This window comes from Bradyrhizobium sp. 76, assembly GCF_023073025.1.
Lineage (GTDB): Bacteria > Pseudomonadota > Alphaproteobacteria > Rhizobiales > Xanthobacteraceae > Bradyrhizobium.
In genome coordinates, this window is sequence record NZ_JADPIS010000090.1 from 640,707 (window position 1) to 654,325 (window position 13,619).

Below are 13,619 nucleotides of genomic sequence, written 5' to 3' on the forward strand. Positions count from 1 at the left end.
GCGATTCATGCGGCAACCGATATGAGGTCACCATGAACGAGCACGTGCAGGGCGCCGGCGGTCCGCTGTTCAATCCGCTGTCGCCGGACTTCATCCGCGATCCCTATCCGCATTATGACCGGCTGCGCGCGATCTATCCGATTCACGTGACGCCGTTCGGCCAGTTCGTCACGAGCCGCCATGCCGATGTCAGCCTCGTGATGCGCGACAAGCGTTTCGGCAAGGATTTCGTCGAGCGTTCCAAGCGCCGCTACAGCGAGAAGATCATGGAGGAGCCGGTCTTCCGCAGCATGAGTCATTGGATGCTGCAGGCCGATCCGCCCGACCACAGCCGCCTGCGCGGCCTCGTCGTGAAGGCCTTCACCGCCCGCCGCGTCGAGGACATGCGGCCGCGGATCCAGGAGATCGTCGACCAGACCATCGATGCCGTGATCGACCGCGGCCATATGGACCTGATCGAGGATTTCGCCTTCCGCCTGCCTGTCACCATCATCTGCGACATGCTCGGCATCCCCGAGGACCATCGCGAGACTTTCTATAACAGCTCGCGCGACGGCGGACGGCTGCTCGACCCCGTGCCGCTCTCGCCGGAGGAGATCGCCAAGGGCAACGCCGGCAACATGATGGCGCAGATGTATTTCCAGCAGCTGTTCGAGCTGCGTCGCAAAAATCCCGGCGACGATCTCATCACCCAGCTGGTGCAGGCCGAGGAAGACGGCAACAAGCTCACCAACGAGGAGCTGACCGCCAACATCATCCTGTTGTTCGGCGCCGGCCACGAGACCACGGTCAATCTGATCGGCAACGGCCTGCTGGCGCTGCATCGCAATCCGGACCAGCTCGCGCTGTTGAAGGCGCGGCCGGAGCTGATGGTGGGCGCGATTGAGGAATTCTTGCGCTACGATTCCTCGGTGCAGATGACCGGGCGGGTCGCGCTGGAGGATATCGACGATCTCGGCGGCGCGAAGATCCCCAAGGGCGAGACCGTGCTCTGCCTGCTTGGGTCGGCCAACCGCGACCCGGCGGTCTATCCTGACCGGCCCGACCGGCTCGACGTCACCCGCCAGAATGTGAGGCCGCTGTCGTTCGGCGGCGGCATCCATTTCTGCCTGGGAGCCCAATTGGCCCGCCTCGAGGCCGAGATCGCCATCGCCACGCTGTTGCGGCGTCTGCCCGACCTGCGCATCGACGACGTCGAAAACCCCGAATGGCGGCCGACCTTCGTGCTGCGCGGCCTGAAGCGGCTGCCCGCGAGCTGGTGATAGCCGCCCGCGTTAACCTCCGCGCGCAACAGTCGCTGTGACTTCGCCACACTTCCCCCTATATAAGGGGCTGTTCCGGTACGTCTGAGGCCCTGCGGCTCAGGCAAGGCCCGCATCCGGTTTGGCCGAGGGGAGACCCGTGCAGACGACGCTGCTCGGATTGGCGATTGCCTTTATCTTAGCGCTGCTGGCCGCTCTGATCGGGCCTTACTTCGTCGACTGGAACCAGTTCAGGCCCCAGTTCGAAGCGGAGGCCGGCAGGATCATCGGCGTGCCGGTGCGGGTGGCGGGCGAGCTCGACGCGCGGCTGTTGCCGGCGCCGACGCTGCGGCTGCGCGGGGTCACCTTCGGCGGCAACAACGATCTCGGCCGCCTGCGCGCCGACAAGCTCGACGTCGAGTTCAGCCTGAGCTCGCTGATGCGCGGCGAATGGCGTGCCACCGAGCTTTCGGTCAACGGCATGGCGGTCGATCTCGGCCTCGACGCGCGCGGGCGGGTCGATTTGCCGTCCACCGCGAGCGGCAGTTTCAATCTGGCATCGCTGGCGATCGAGCGGCTGAACCTCACCGGCCGCATCGCCCTGCATGATGCCGCCAGCCGTTCGACACTGGAGCTCAACGACATCGCCTTCTCCGGCGACGTGCGCTCGCTGGCCGGCTCGGTCCGGGGCGACGGCAGTTTCACGGCCAGCGGCGTGCGCTATCCGTTCCGCGTCTCCTCCGGCCCGAGCGCCGACGGCAACGCCACGCGCCTCCACCTCAACATCGATCCCGGCGAGCGCGCCATCCTGGCCGATCTCGAAGGCGTGCTCGCCTTCGACAACCGCCTGCCGAAATTCGAGGGCGCGCTGACGCTTGCCGTGCCGGCGCCGAAGAAGGCCGGCGATGCAGGGCCGATGCCCTGGAAGCTCACGACGAAACTCAAGGCCGATCCGGCCGGCGCCAAGTTCGAGCAGGTCGATGCCAGCTTCGGGGTCGAAGACTCCGCGCTGAAGCTCGGCGGCGTCGGCGATATCAGGTTCGGAGCGTCGCCGCTGCTGCGCGCGGTGCTGTCGGCGCGCCAGGTCGATGCCGACAAGCTGACGGCCAAGAACGATGCCGAGCCGCAGCGCATCCTGCCGGCACTGCGTGCTGGCCTCGCCGCAATCCCGCAGGCGCCGATCCCGGCACAGATCGAGTTCAACTCCGACCAGATCATGCTCGGCGGCCGTCCGCTTCAGAACATCACGGCCGAGCTTGCGACCGACGGACGGTCCTGGACCTTCCAGCGGCTCGAGCTGCGCGCGCCGGGCCAGACGCAGCTCTCGCTCAACGGCGCGACGCCCGGCGCCGACAGCTTCAGCGGCCGTCTCAGCGTCGATTCCTCCGATCCCGATACGCTGGTGGCCTGGCTTCAGGGCCGCAGCGAGGTCAACCGCCGCAGCACGCGGCCGCTGCGCCTTGCCGGCGACGTGACCATCGCCGCCAACCATTTCGCCATTGACAGGCTGAAGGCCGAGATCGAGGGCGGCGCGGTCGAAGGCCGCATCGCTTTCGTCCAGACCGGCGCGAGCAAGGGCTCGCGGATCGACGCGGAGCTCAAGGCCGACCGCCTCGACCTCGATGCCGCCGCAGGTTTTGTGCGGGCGCTTTCGGGGCCGCAGGGCGAATGGCCGGAGGAAGCGAAGCTGTCGCTCGATATCGGCCGCGCGATATCGGCGGGCCAAGAGCTGCGGCCGTTCACCGCGAAACTCGGCTACGGCCCGGCATCGCTCTCGCTGGAGCAGTTGCGGTTCGGCCAGGCCAGTGGCGTGACCACCGAAGCGAGCGGCAGCTTCGACCGCGCCAAGGCAACGGGCAAGCTCGCGCTGAAATCCTCCGCCAATTCGCTGCGCGATCTCACCGCGCTGCTCGAGCCGTTTGCGCCGTCGGTGCGCGCGCGCTTCGACGCCATCCCGTCGCTGCCAGGTGCGACCCGCCTCAAGCTCGACCTCAGCCTCGACAAGAACACCGAGCACGCCGATCGCAATGACGCGCGCGCGGTAATCGAGCTCGACTCGCCGCAGCTCAAGGCCAGCGCGACGCTGGCCGCGCAGACGCCGGTAGCCGCCGTCAACGGCATCGACATCGAGCGCTTGCGCGACAGCGACTTCACGCTGGATTCGAAAGTCTCGACACCACAGGGAAGTGCGCTGCTGGCGTTGCTCGGGCTCGATCGCGTGGTCGCCGCAGGCGAGGGCGCTTCGCAGTTCGAAGGCCGCTTGAGCGGCGCGTGGCGTCATCAGCTGCAATTGAATGCAAAGCTCAGCGGCGGCGGGCTGGACGCGGACGCACAAGGCACCGTCGAATTGTCGGAGCCGAAAGGCAGCGTGAATTTGCGCGTGCGCAACGCCAATCTGGCCCCGCTGTTCGGGACCAGCCCGGCCGATAAATCCGTGCAGAGCGTCAATCTGTCCTCGCGCGTCAGCCTTTCCGGCAACCGCCTGACCTTCAACGATCTCGACAGCACCTTGGCGGGCTCGCATCTGCGCGGTCATCTGGCGGTGACGCTCGATCAGGAGAAGACCGTCGACGGCGAAGTCGGCCTCGATTCGCTCGACCTCGTGCCGGCGCTCGCGATGGCCATCGGCGCGGCCGGACACGATGCCAATGCGCCGTTGAGTGCCGGGCTTCTCGGCGGCTGGCGCGGCCGCGTCGCCTTCCAGGCCTTGCACGGCACGTTGCCCGGCGGCATCGAGCTGCGCCCCTTCGGCGGTACGGTCCGGAGCGACGGTCAGTCGCTCGCGCTCGACGCAATGAAGGGCGGCGTCGGCGGCGGCGAGATGTCGGCGAGCCTTGATGCGCGCAATGGCGCCAATGGTCTGACGCTCAACGCGCGTATCGAGCTCGGCAATGTCGACGCGGCGGCGCTGCGCTATCGCGACCTCGCGCTGCCGAAGGGACGTGCCTCGGCGCAGATGGCGCTGACCAGCCAGGGCCGCAGCGTCGCGGCCCTCACCGGCGCGCTCGCCGGCAACGGCACGGTGACGCTTGATTCCGCTGAAATCTCCGGCCTCAATCCGCGCGCCTTCGAGATCGCCATCCGCGCCAGCGACGGCGGCCAGGTCGCCGACGACAACCGGCTGCGCCAGCTGGTCGAGCCCGCGCTGTCGGCGGGGCCGATTGCAGTGGCCTCGGCGCAGATCCCGTTCACGATCCGCGACGGGCGGCTGCGCGTCGGCGCAACGTCGTTGGAGGCGAAGAACGCGCGCGCCATCGTCTCCGGCGGCTACGACATCCCCGCCGACCAGGCCGACATCCGCGCCAGCCTGACGCCGATCATGACCGGGCTCTCCGGCGCGCCGCCGGAAATCCAGCTGTTCGCGGCCGGTCCCCCCGACAGGCTCAATCGCACCGTCGATCTCGGGCCGCTGTCGTCCTGGCTTGCGGTGCGCACGATCGATCGCGAGACGCGCCGGCTGGACGCCATCGAGCGCGGCGAGCCGCCGCCGGCGACCGCCGCGCTGCCGACCCTGGTGTCGCCCGAACCGACGCCGGAGCCGTCGCTGCTGGATGTGCCGATGCCCGGCCGCGATCCGCGCCGCGCGCCGCCGCCGAAGCCCAAGGCCGATATCAGGGTTGCGCCGACGCCGAAGGCGCCGCAGGCCGCTCCCGCAGCGCCAAGCCCGCCACTTACAAGCCCTCAACTCACAAGCCCGCCGCTTGCGAGCCACCAGATCGCGCCGCTGCCTCCGCCGATCGACGTGAGGCCGGCTCCCGGCCCGCCGCCCGCAAAGCCCAAGCCAAAGCCGCCGCTGGTGCTGACGCCACAGAATCCGTAGGCGACAGTCCGTCATGCCCGGGGCTTGTCCCGGCCATCACGCCGCAGAGGCATCAGTGCCCCAAGCCTTTTCAGCTAGCGGGAGAGGGGCGCAGCTTCCTCGCGACGCACCGGTAAACGCATTCCCTCGCTTTTTAACGAATTTTGCTCGGCAAAACTGATCTGCCGACTTTACCGGATTCTCGCGTTTGTTCCCTAGTCTCTATTCCCAGAGGAACTCGGCGTCCTGCCCGCACAAGCAGGATGGCTAGCCAAGAACTGGGGTCATCGGGATGAACGGCGCGACAACACTTCTGCAGGATCTGGACGACGCGATCGCACGTGGCACCGACGAAAGCCGGACCAGGGCGTTGTGGCACGCGACCGACATTCTGATCACCGGCCGCTACAGCGACGACGAGATCAGCACGTTCGGCGAGGTCATCGGCCGGCTCGCCGACGAGATCGAGGTCGCCGCACGGGTGCAGCTCTCCGAGGTCATGGCAGCCTGCGATCACGCACCGCTCAATGTCATTGCGCAACTCGCGACCGCCGACGAAATCGAGGTCGCCGGTCCCGTGCTGCGCGACTCCAATCGTATCGACGAGAAGCTGCTGGTCGAGAGCGCCATGACCAAGAGCCAGTCGCATCTGCTCGCGATCGCCCAGCGCAAGTCGATCGGCGAGGCCGTCACCGACGTGCTGGTCAAGCGCGGCGACCAGGAGGTCGTGACGTCGGTTGCCCGGAACGAGGGCGCGCGCTTCTCCGGCTCGGGCCTTCTGCACATGGTCCGCCGCGCCGAGGGAGACTCGATTCTTGCCGAGCAGCTTGGCCTGCGCAAGGACGTGCCGCGTCACATCTTCCAGCAGCTGATCTCGAAGGCATCGGAGGACGTCCGCCGCCGGCTCGAGCACGAGCGCCCGGAAATGATGGCACAAATCCAGAGCTCGGTAAGCGACGTCACCGGCGATCTGCACTCCAAGTTCGGCCCGTCCTCGCGCAGCTATTTCGTCGCCAAGCGCGTGGTGACGACGCAGTACCGGCAGGGCAACCTCAACCAGGACTCGATCTCGAACTATGCGCGCCAGCACCGCTTCGACGAGGTGCAGATCGGCCTGTCGCTGCTGTCGTCGCTGCCGGTCGACGTGATCGAGCGTGCGATGATGGACCGCAATCGCGAGATGATCCTGGTGCTGTGCAAGGCGCTCGATTTCTCCTGGGACACCACCATGTCGCTGCTGTTCCTCGGCGCCAAGGATCACCTGATCACGGCGCGCGAGCTCCACGACAACGAGCGCGATTTCGGCAAGCTCAAGATCGAGACCTCGCGCAGCGTCTTGAAGTTCTACCAGTCGCGCAAGAGCGCGGGTGCCGACGCGGGCCGTCAGCCCGAGCTCCAACAGGTGCACTGAGCATCATCCCGGAATTCGAAGGGGAGTATTTGCAATGTTGCCTCAATTCGGCACCGCAGTTCGCAAGACCAAAAGCCTCACCGCCGATGGCGGCGGAGCGGCCGACCAGGCCTCGGTCGATGCCGCCTGGCTCGTGCTGGAAGCCGCCAACGACCTCGGTGACCATGCCGCTATCGAAGCCTGCCGCCGCGTCATCGACGCCGAGCTGAACGGCACGGCCGCCGGCAGCGCGGATGTCGATCTCGTGCTGGGGTATTTCAGGTAGCAGTCGTGCCCGGCCGAGGATTGTCCGGCACCGTGAGCGGCTGTGAGTTCTACTTGCCGCGATATCGAAGGGTCTCGACGAGCAGCGAGAATGCCGGTGAAGGTTGGCGCCGACTGGGATAATAAAGGTGGTAACCCGAGAACGGCGGACACCAATCCGACAGCACCCTGATCAGCCGGCCCTGCGAGATGTGTGGCTGCACGTGCCCTTCGGTGAGGTAGGCAAGTCCGAAGCCTTTGAGCGCGCCCTCCAGCAGAAGCCCTGCGCTGTTGAACACGAGCTGTCCTTCCACGCGCACGTTGAGCTCCCGACCGTTCTTCTCGAACTCCCAGGCGTAGAGGCTGCCGCCGTGAGTCGGTAGGCGCAGATTCAGGCAATTGTGCCCAGTTAGATCCTGAGGCGTCCTGGGTCGCTTGCGTTCAGCGAAGTAGGACGGCGATCCAACGACGGCCATTCGAAGATCGGGGCTTATTCGCACAGCGATCATGTCCTTGGCGACGAGCTCGCCCGGACGAATTCCCGCGTCGACCTGCTGCGCCACGATGTTGGTGAGCCCGTAGTCGATGATCACTTCGGCGTGGATGTCTGGATACTGGGGAAGAATCTTCCCCAGCGCCGGCAGCAGGATCTCGGCGGCGGCGTACTCCGTCGCGGTCAGCCGTACGGTTCCCGCGGGCTTTTCCCGGAGTTCGCTCAAGGCGGCGAGATCAGCATCCATCTCTGTGAATTTGGGCCCGAGGCTCAGGAACAGCCGTTCTCCGGCTTGGGTTGGCGTGACACTCCGGGTCGTTCGGTTGAGAAGACGGACGCCCAGGCGTTCCTCCAACTTTCGGACGATCTGGCTCAGCGCCGATTGCGTCATACCAAGCTTGGCTGCGGCACGCGTGAAGTTGCGCTCCCTCGCCACGGCGAGGAAGGCCAGGATATCGCTGGCGTCATCCCGGTTCATTGATAAGCCTGTCTTATGACTGCATTCGAATTTTATCACCTAATCGGACCGGGGCGGAAGCCTTACTTTCTCAGCAACATGAGGGGCCACTTGATCTCGTCATCGCCCAAGGGCTCGCCAGCCCGCGATCGGATTGGTCGCAGCCGGGCGCGATCGACGTCCGAACTCTGCCCAGCACTCGTCGCCTTGTGGCTGATGGCGCACCGGCAAATCTGGAAGGATCCACGCGATGAGAATGCTCGCAGCGGCCTTGTTTTCATTCTGCCTGTTTGCTGACGGCCCGGTCGCGGCCAAAGACGCATCCAGCGACGGAGCAAAGACCATATCAAAGCCGGAAGACATCCGTGCGGTCGCGCCAGCCCTCGAAGGCTACGCGCAAAAATTTGTCGACGGCGATCTGTGGAAGCGACCGGGTCTCTCGCCTCGGGACCGCAGCATCGTCACCGTCGCAGCTCTCATCGCCCGTGGTCAGACGGTGGAGCTGCCATACTATCTGGGTCTCTCGCTGGAGAATGGCGTGAAGCCGTCGGAAATATCGGAGATCATCACGCATCTGGCCTTCTACACCGGCTGGGCCAACGCGATTGATGCGATCCCGGCTGCGAAGCAAGTCTTCGAGAGCCGCAACATCGGCGCCGATCAGCTCCCGCCCGCGATGGGACCGCAGCTGCCGCTCGACGAAGCGGCGGAGAAGCAGCGGGCAACGCGCGTCGGAGAGCAGTTCGGGCAGATCACGCCGAGCCTTGTCCAGTATACGACCGACGTGCTGTTCCGCGATCTCTGGCTCAGGCCGGCGCTGGCTCCGCGCGACCGCAGCCTGGTGACCGTGAGCGCGCTGATTGCCACGGGTCAGGTTGCGCAGATCACCTATCATCTGAACCGCGCAATGGACAACGGGCTGACGCGGGAGGAAGCCGGCGAGGTGCTCGGCCATCTCGCCTTCTACGCCGGATGGCCCAATGCTTTCTCCGCGGCACCTGTCGTCAAGGACGTCATCGAGAAGCGACCGCGCTGAAAGAACGAAAATGCCTCGGTCGACAATCCCGCTCGCGATCCTCCACGAGCGGAGACATGCCATGGTGACACGCAGAGACATACTCGTTGGCGGAAGCGCCTCCGCCCTCGTCGGAATTCGACTGGCCCCGGCGCGCGCGTCCGAAGCACTGAAGGAGACTGCAATGGACATCGACATCAAGAGAAACGGATCTCGCCCTTCCCAGAAGGGCCCTGAAGACTGGTTCACCGGGACAGTGCGCATCGACCCGTTGTTCGCGGCTCCCGAGCCTGCGCGCGTGAGCGGCGCCCAGGTCACTTTCGAACCTGGCGCACGCACGGCCTGGCACACGCATCCGCTTGGGCAGACGCTGATCGTGACAGCAGGGCTCGGCTGGGTGCAGCGGGAAGGCGGTCCTGTCCAGGAGATCAGGCCCGGCGACGTCATCTGGTTCCCTCCAGGGTTGAAGCACTGGCACGGCGCCTCGGGCACCACAGCCATGACGCACATTGCCATCCAGGAATCGCAGGACGGCCGAGCGGTCGACTGGATGGAGAAGGTCGGCGACGAGCAGTACCGAATGTGAAGACACTTCATCGGGCGCATCATCTGACCCGGGCGAGCGCGCCCAGTCGATCGGAAGAGGTTTCATGAGCGTACAACTCGCCCCAAAAAACGAGACGCTGTCGCCCGGTCCGGCATGGAGCGCGGTCTTTGCGCTGACCCTCTGCGTCGGGACATTGATTGCGTCCGAGTTCATGCCAGTCAGCCTGCTGACCCCCATCGGGACCGGTCTCCACATGACCGAGGGGCAGGCGGGCCAGGCCATCGCAGTCTCCGGACTGTTCGCCGTCTTCGCCAGCCTTGCGATCTCCTCGGTGACGCGGGGCATTGATCGGCGCAGTCTTCTGCTGGGCCTCACCTCGCTGATGATCGCTTCGGGGCTGATGGTGGCGCTGGCGCCGAACGCGCTGGTGTTCATGGTAGGGCGCGCGCTGATCGGGGTCGTCATCGGTGGGTTCTGGTCGATGTCGGCGGCCACCGTGATGCGCCTTGTGCCGGAGCAGCAGGTCGCGGCCGCCCTTAGCCTCCTCAATGGTGGCAACGCGCTGGCGACAACGATCGCCGCGCCGGTCGGGAGCTTTCTAGGTCAGTTCATCGGCTGGCGAGGCGCCTTCTTCTGCGTCGTCCCGCTCGCGATCATCACCCTGGTCTGGCAATACGCGACATTGCCCTCGATGCCTTCGGAGCGCGACGCCGCAGGGAACGTATTCGGGTTGCTCCGCCGGCGGTCTGTCGGCATTGGGATGCTCTCGGTCGCTCTCCTGTTCATGGGCCAGTTCGCGCTTTTCACCTATTTGCGGCCATTTCTGGAGACCGTGACGCGCGTAGACGTCTCCACGCTCTCGGCCATCCTGCTCGTGCTCGGAGTCGCGGGCCTGCTGGGGACCTACCTCATCAGCTTCCTTCTGAGGCGGAGCCTGCAAGCACTTCTGATCGGGATGCCGCTTGCGATGGCGGCCCTTGCCCTCGGCTTGATCGCCTTCGGAAGTTCAACCATCGTTGTCACCGTGCTGCTGGCTGGTTGGGGCCTCATCGGCACGGCCGCGCCGGTCGCCTGGTGGACCTGGATGAGCAGGGCGCTGCCTGAGGATGCGGAGGCGGGCGGCGGGCTGATGGTCGCGGTGATCCAACTCGCCATCACGGCGGGCGCCTCCCTCGGAGGATTCTTGTACGACAGCAGTGGATACCGGAGCGCCTTCATTGCCGCCGCCATCCTGCTCTGCGGCTCCGGACTTCTAGCTTTTGGGGTCAGCACGGTACGAGATCGGGAGAAGGAACGACGGGCCGCCTGAAAGCATCGCACGCATCCGTGATCTCCGAAACCTGCCGAAGCGGGTAACGACGGAAGCTCCGCTTCGTACAGCCTTCAGCGAGCGTATTCTCGCAGAGCTGTTGGATGTGCAACCGGGGAGACATGGTCGGATGAAAGAGTTCAACGTCGCTGAAGTCGGGGGTGGTTCCTATCGTCCTCTCGCCATTCTCCGCTGGGTCATGGTGATCATATTCGTATCGTTTGGCATGCAAAAATTCACGCCGCAGTCCGCCCATGGGATCGCGCAGTTCATCAGCAACAGCCCGTTCATCTCCTGGCTGTCGGTGTTCGGCCCGAGGGGAGAGGCCTATGTCCTCGGTGTCGTTGAATTCGTGATTGCGGCGCTGCTCGCGGCAGGCAGCTTCAGCCCGGTTTCGTCCGCGCTCGGTTCATTGATGGGCATGGTGACCTTTGCGATCACCTGGTCATTCTTCTTCACGACGCCCGGCGTCGTTAAATGGAGCCTTTCATCCGATCCGATGGCGTGGAATCTGACCGGCGAATTTCTGTTCAAGGACATCGTCCTGCTGTGCGTTTGCGTGGTGTTGTTTCTCGCCTCCCTGCCGCAATCGGTTGTCCGGCTGCGCACCGAGTGATCGTCAGGCCGTCTCTCACCGCTGGCTGCGGTAGATGACGACGTCTTCGCCGTGACGGAACGTGCGTCGCTCGAGGAGATAGTTGGACTTCTCCAGCACGCGGCGCGATGCACCATTATCGGTATAGACCAGGCCGATGAGGGACGGCAGCTCGTGGTGTAGCAGCCCGATATCGGTCAGCGCGGTCGCGGTCTCGCTTGCAAGGCCACGGCCCCAGAATTCGCGCTTGAACGCGTAGGCAATCTCGACCTCGTCGGTATCGTCCACCAGGATGTGCCGGATGCCCGCTCGCCCGGCGAATGCCCCGTCTTTCGTTCGCAGCACCCACATCCCGAAGCCATACTGGTCCCAATGGGAGATATTTGCGTCCAGATAGGTCTTCGTCCTCTCCGCCGGGCGGACGCCGCCGAGATAGCGCGAAACGTCCGCATCGAGATGCAATGCGACGAGATCGGCGAGATGATTTTCGTTCAGCCTCTCGGCCGTCAGGTTCTCGGTGCTGAAATGATCCATGGACCCGGATAGCCGCTTTCGGAGCAGGGCAGGATGACGCGCCTTCGCCGCCCCTCATGATTTCTAACACATCCTAACGGGCAATTTCAGCGCCATCCGGTCAATGTCTCCATGGAAAAGCGGTGGAATTTCCAAACAAGCACGAAGGTCGACGGAGATTGCATGACGTCCAAAACGCAAATCGAATCACTGCAACGGCCCGCGAGCGTCTCGCGCCGCGGTTTCGTGGGAGGCCTGTCGGCGGGCGTTCTGGGGGCGGTTGCGACCGAAGCGGCGGCGGCGCAAACCCTGGCCGAAATCCCTGATCGCGGGCCCGGCGCCGATCTCGGTGCGCACAGCGAACGATCGCGCTTCGTCAAGATCGATCGCATTCCCGAGGCAACACCAGGCAAGCGCAACGTCGACCCCAGTGATGCCATCAACTCCAAGACGCCGCATCAGAAGCTGGTGGGCAACATCACGCCAACCGATCTGCATTACGAGCGCAGCCATTCCGGGGTGCCGGACATCGATCCCGCGCAGCACCGTCTGCTCATCCATGGTCTGGTTCAGAAGCCGCTGGTGTTCAGCGTCGACGATCTCAAGCGGATGCCGTCCGTCACGCGCGTGGTCTTCATCGAATGCACCGGAAACGGCTGGGAAAACTGGAAGAAGGCAGACCCTGACCTGACGGTGCAGAACACGCACGGCCTCGTCAGCACCAATGAGTGGACTGGCGTTCCGCTGAAGTTCCTCGTTGGACTCGCGGGCAAGGAGAAGAACTCGAACTGGATGCTCGCGGAGGGAGGCGACGGCGCGGGCGTCGACCGCAGCATTCCGTTGACCGACGAAATCGTGAACGAGGCCTTTGTCGCCTACGGTCAGAACGGCGAACCACTGCGCCCCGCGCACGGGTTTCCAATGCGACTGGTGATGCCGGGTTTCGAGGGCAACCTCAACATCAAATGGCTGCGCCGTCTCAAGTTCGGCACCGAGCCCTGGATGACCCGCTGGGAGACGGCGCGCTACACGCAACTGCTCGCCAACGGCAAGGCCCGCCAGTTCCAGTTGAGGATGGAAACCAACTCCGTCATCACGCAGCCCTCGGGCACGATGCAGATCCGGCCCGGCTACAACATTATCTCCGGTCTGGCCTGGAGCGGCCATGGCAAGATCGCCAAGGTCGAGATATCGACCGACGGCGCGAAAAGTTGGAAACAGGCGCAGCTGAATCAGCCGGTGCTGTCCAAGGCCCAAGTTCGATTCCAGATGGACTGGGTCTGGGACGGCAAGCCGACAAGGATCGTGAGCCGCGCGACCGACGAGCAGGGCAACGTTCAGCCGGACCGGCAATCCTTCATCGCCGCGATGGGGAGCAATGCGCTGTTCCACTACAACGCGCAGCAGACCTGGAGCATCGACGAGGCCGGGAGGGTCCGCAATGTCCTCGCATGACAATGGGCTTGTCGCAGCCGCTCTCGCGCTCGGCCTGCTCGCGGCGCCCGCATTTGCATTCGATTTAGGCCGTCCCGCGACTCCGGAGGAGATCAAGCTGTGGGACATCGACGTCACACCCGATGGCAAGGGGCTGCCTGTCGGCAGCGGCACGGCTGCGCAGGGTAAGCAGGTCTTCGCCGACAATTGCGCGGCCTGTCATGGCGACAACGGCCAGGGCGGGATCAAGGATCGTCTTGCCGGTGGGCAGGGCACACTCGCCTCCAGCGCGCCGATCAAGACCGTCGGCAGCTTCTGGCCCTATGCGACGACCTTGTACGACTACATCCACCGCGCGATGCCATATCCCACGCCGGGTTCGCTCAGCACCGACGACACGTATGCCGTCACCGCCTACATCCTGAGTCTGAATGGCATCGTTCCCCCCGACGGCAAGGTTGATAAGGACAGCTTGCCGAAGATCAAGATGCCCAACCGCGACGGCTTCATTCCGGACCCGGAATTCGATCCGGCAAAACTATTCCGCAAGAAATGAGCGTGT

At 64.9% G+C, this 13,619-nt stretch carries 12 protein-coding genes; 10 read left to right on the forward strand and 2 right to left on the reverse strand.

What is annotated here, in order from left to right:
* Positions 1–32 precede the first annotated feature (32 nt).
* The 4 genes from IVB48_RS19620 (at position 33) to IVB48_RS19635 (ending at position 6,716) form a co-directional block, all read left to right on the forward strand.
* On the forward strand, positions 33–1,262 hold the full coding sequence (locus tag IVB48_RS19620) for a cytochrome P450 (RefSeq protein ID WP_027570771.1): 1,230 nt from the start codon (positions 33–35) through the stop codon (positions 1,260–1,262).
* 139 nt (positions 1,263–1,401) lie between these two features.
* Entirely contained in the window at positions 1,402–5,061 is a 3,660-nt protein-coding gene (locus IVB48_RS19625) for an AsmA-like C-terminal region-containing protein (protein WP_247401966.1), read from the forward strand.
* A gap of 271 nt (positions 5,062–5,332) precedes the next feature.
* Positions 5,333–6,451 carry a DUF2336 domain-containing protein gene (locus tag IVB48_RS19630; protein ID WP_247401969.1) on the forward strand — a complete coding sequence of 373 codons (1,119 nt, stop codon included), beginning with the start codon at positions 5,333–5,335 and terminating at the stop codon, positions 6,449–6,451.
* Positions 6,452–6,485: 34 nt separating this feature from the next.
* Positions 6,486–6,716, forward strand: a complete 231-nt coding sequence (locus tag IVB48_RS19635; protein ID WP_247401971.1) for a hypothetical protein — start codon at positions 6,486–6,488, stop codon at positions 6,714–6,716.
* Positions 6,717–6,765: 49 nt separating this feature from the next.
* Here IVB48_RS19635 and IVB48_RS19640 read toward each other — a convergent pair whose 3' ends face one another.
* On the reverse strand, positions 6,766–7,665 hold the full coding sequence (locus IVB48_RS19640; protein WP_247401973.1) for a LysR family transcriptional regulator: 900 nt from the start codon (positions 7,663–7,665) through the stop codon (positions 6,766–6,768).
* Between the two features lie 229 nt (positions 7,666–7,894).
* On the opposite strand from IVB48_RS19640, the gene IVB48_RS19645 reads away from it, so the two are divergent.
* The 4 genes from IVB48_RS19645 (at position 7,895) to IVB48_RS19660 (ending at position 11,131) form a co-directional block, all read left to right on the forward strand.
* Positions 7,895–8,680, forward strand: coding sequence for a carboxymuconolactone decarboxylase family protein (locus IVB48_RS19645; protein ID WP_247358777.1), 786 nt, complete (start codon positions 7,895–7,897; stop codon positions 8,678–8,680).
* A gap of 169 nt (positions 8,681–8,849) precedes the next feature.
* Positions 8,850–9,245: a cupin domain-containing protein gene (locus tag IVB48_RS19650; protein WP_027570777.1), complete on the forward strand. Its 396-nt coding sequence runs from the start codon at positions 8,850–8,852 to the stop codon at positions 9,243–9,245.
* Between the two features lie 64 nt (positions 9,246–9,309).
* Entirely contained in the window at positions 9,310–10,515 is a 1,206-nt protein-coding gene (locus tag IVB48_RS19655) for an MFS transporter (protein ID WP_247401975.1), read from the forward strand.
* 130 nt (positions 10,516–10,645) lie between these two features.
* Complete coding sequence (locus IVB48_RS19660) at positions 10,646–11,131, forward strand: DUF417 family protein (protein ID WP_346659010.1); 486 nt, start codon at positions 10,646–10,648, stop codon at positions 11,129–11,131.
* Between the two features lie 15 nt (positions 11,132–11,146).
* Here IVB48_RS19660 and IVB48_RS19665 read toward each other — a convergent pair whose 3' ends face one another.
* Positions 11,147–11,644 carry a GNAT family N-acetyltransferase gene (locus IVB48_RS19665; RefSeq protein ID WP_247401980.1) on the reverse strand — a complete coding sequence of 166 codons (498 nt, stop codon included), beginning with the start codon at positions 11,642–11,644 and terminating at the stop codon, positions 11,147–11,149.
* A 162-nt stretch (positions 11,645–11,806) separates the two neighbouring features.
* Here IVB48_RS19665 and soxC point away from each other — a divergent pair, with 162 nt between their 5' ends.
* A complete protein-coding gene (gene soxC / locus IVB48_RS19670; protein ID WP_247401981.1) occupies positions 11,807–13,078 on the forward strand; it encodes a sulfite dehydrogenase in 1,272 nt (423 codons plus the stop codon).
* Positions 13,065–13,613 (forward strand): cytochrome c, encoded by a 549-nt coding sequence (locus IVB48_RS19675; RefSeq protein WP_247401983.1) that lies wholly within the window; start codon positions 13,065–13,067, stop codon positions 13,611–13,613. Before soxC ends, IVB48_RS19675 begins: the two co-directional genes overlap by 14 nt.
* The last annotated feature ends 6 nt before the right edge of the window (positions 13,614–13,619 follow it).